General features: G+C 75.9%; 3 protein-coding genes. All 3 read left to right on the top strand.

What is annotated here, in order from left to right; genetic code table 11:
* The first annotated feature begins 166 nt into the window (after positions 1 to 166).
* Positions 167 to 1,813, top strand: a complete 1,647-nt coding sequence (locus ACFVXK_RS38145; protein ID WP_389621849.1) for a sensor histidine kinase — start codon at positions 167 to 169, stop codon at positions 1,811 to 1,813.
* A complete protein-coding gene (locus ACFVXK_RS38140) occupies positions 1,810 to 2,211 on the top strand; it encodes a roadblock/LC7 domain-containing protein (RefSeq protein WP_045948273.1) in 402 nt (133 codons plus the stop codon). Before ACFVXK_RS38145 ends, ACFVXK_RS38140 begins: the two co-directional genes overlap by 4 nt.
* The coding region (locus tag ACFVXK_RS38135; RefSeq protein ID WP_389621846.1) for a DUF742 domain-containing protein at positions 2,208 to 2,517 on the top strand (310 nt) is incomplete at its 3' end. The genes ACFVXK_RS38140 and ACFVXK_RS38135, both read left to right, overlap by 4 nt.

Here is a 2,517-nt window from a genome sequence, read left to right as displayed (position 1 = left end):
CCACGGCATAGCCCCGAAACCGCTCCAGAAGCCACCTTAGTGGGCGCTACACAGCGTGATCTTCGTCAGGGGCTTTCCTAAACGATCACCAATCCTCTTATAGTGATGCCTCGTTGCCACAGGAACGCTCACTTCCGTATACGCCCCTTTCTTGAGGCTCTGATTGATGACGGCGTCGCCCTCTCCCCTCCGCCCCTCCGCGCTCGCCCTGGTCGTCACGGCGGTGGCCGCGGGCACCATCTCCGCGGCGGCGGTGGCCGCGGCCCCGACGGCCGTCCGCGCCCCCCTGGGCTGGTTCGCCGCCTTCGGGACCCTGCTGCTCGCCCTCGCCGCCTTCACCGTCACCTGGTGCGCGCGCACCACCCGGCAGCTGCGCGGCAGCCTGGCCCTGCTCGGCGGGGAAGTGGCCACCCGTGACGCGTACATCGCCCGGCTGACCGCCGACGCGGCCCGCGAGAGCGCCGACCTCTCCGCCGAACTCGCCCGGGTCACGGCGGACCACACCGCCCGCGTGGCCCGCCTCACCGCCGAGCACACGGCCGAGACCGACCGGCTGACGGTCGCCCGCAGCGCCGAGGCGGCCCGGCTCACCGCCGCCCACACCACCGAACTCGACCACCTGGCCGCTGCCCAGCAGGCCACCCGCGAGCGGCTCGGCGAGGAACTGCGGCGCGCCCAGTCGGGCCGCGCCGCCGCCATGGCCGCCGCCGCCAACGCGGCCGGCCGGATGCAGGCCCTGGCCACCGGCATGCTCGCCGACCTGCGCGAGATGGAACACAAGCACGCCGACGAGGAGGTCCTCGGCGACCTCCTGCACCTCGACCACCGCACCGCGCAGGCCGGCCGCCTCGCCGACTCCATCGCCGTCCTCACCGGCGCCCGCTCGGGCCGCCGCTGGGCCAAGCCCATCGTCATGGAGTCGATCCTGCGCGGCGCCATGGGCCGCATCGGCGGCTACCAGCGCGTCCGGCTGCACTCCACCAGCACGGCCGCGGTCGCCGGACACGCCGCCGAGGGCGTCATGCACGCCCTCGCCGAGCTCCTCGACAACGCCGCGAACTTCTCCCCGCCGACCGCCGAGGTCCACGTCTACGTGGAGGAGGTCCCGGCCGGGATCGTCATCACCGTCGAGGACAGCGGCCTCGTGATGAGCGAGCTCCAGCTGCGCCGCGCCGAACAGGCCGTCGGCGCCGAGACCCTGGACCTCGCCGGGCTCTCCGGCACCCGCCTCGGCCTGGCCGTCGTCGGCCGCCTCGCCCGCAAGCACGGGCTGACCGTCTCCTTCCGCCCCTCCGCGCGCGGCGGCACCGGCGCGCTGATGCGGATCCCGGAGGAACTGATCAGCCACGCCCCGGCCGAACCCGTCCCGGCCCCGGCGCTCCTCGCGGCCCCCACCGGCGGACCGGAGCGCGCCCCCGCCCCCGGCCGCGCCCCCGCCCTGGCGGCCCCTGCCCCGGCGGCCCCTGCCCCGGCGGCCCCTGCCCTGGCGGCCCCCGCCCCCGCCGCGCGCCCGGAGACCGCAGCCCGCCGCAGCGGCTCCGACGGCTCCGACGGGCCCCACGACCCCGAACACACCGGCACGACCCCGGTCCTCGGCGAGAGCGGACTGCCCCAGCGACGACGCGGCCGCACCCTGGCCGCCGCCCACCCCGAAGGGCCCGACGCCGCCTCCCCGGCGGCCCGCACCCCGGGCGCCCCCACCGGCGCGTCCCGGTCCGCCGCCCGCTTCGGCAGCTTCCGCCAGGCCGTGCGCGACGCGCCGGCGCGGCAGCAGCCCACGAATCCCCCGCACCCGGAAGGCGACACGAGATGACCGGCTCCACCACCGACGAGAAGCTCAGCTGGCTCCTGGAAGGACTCCTGGAGCGCACCCCCGGCGCCCGCCACGCCCTCGTGCTCTCCCGCGACGGCCTCAAGCTGTGCCGCACCCCCGAGCTCTCCGTCGACCAGGCCGACCAGCTCGCCGCCATCGCCGCCGGCATCCAGAGCCTCTCGCACGGCGCCTCCATCGAGTTCGGCGACGGCACCGGAGGCGTCCGTTCCGCCATGGCCGAGTTCTACGGCGGGATCCTCTTCATCGTCGAGGCCGGCGAAGGCGCCCACCTCGCCCTCGTCGCGGCCGAGGACGCCGACGCCGGACTCGTCGGCCACAACATGTCCGAACTGGTCGAGCAGCTGAGCGAGCATCTGACCGCCAGGCCCCGGGGTTGAGCCGGGTCCGGCCGGGCCGGGACGACTCCCCGGACCGGCTCTACACCCTCACCGGCGGCCGCAGCAGCTCCGGCAGCGACGCCTTCGACCTGGTGACCCTGATCGTCGCCGAATGCGACCCCGTCCCCGGGATGCAGTCGGAACACGCGGCCATCCTGCGGATGTGCCGCCACCCCACCGCCGTCGTGGAGGTGGCGGCCGACCTGGGCCTGCCGGTGTCGATCACACGGATCCTGCTCGCCGACCTCCTGGCCGCCGGACGCGTCAGCGCCCGGCACCCGCGGGCCGCGGCGTACCGCCTTCCCG

Source organism: Streptomyces sp. NPDC058157 (assembly GCF_042884105.1).
GTDB lineage: Bacteria > Actinomycetota > Actinomycetes > Streptomycetales > Streptomycetaceae > Streptomyces.
The sequence above is the reverse complement of the archived record's forward strand: the minus strand, read 5'-3'. Positions and strand labels throughout refer to the sequence as shown.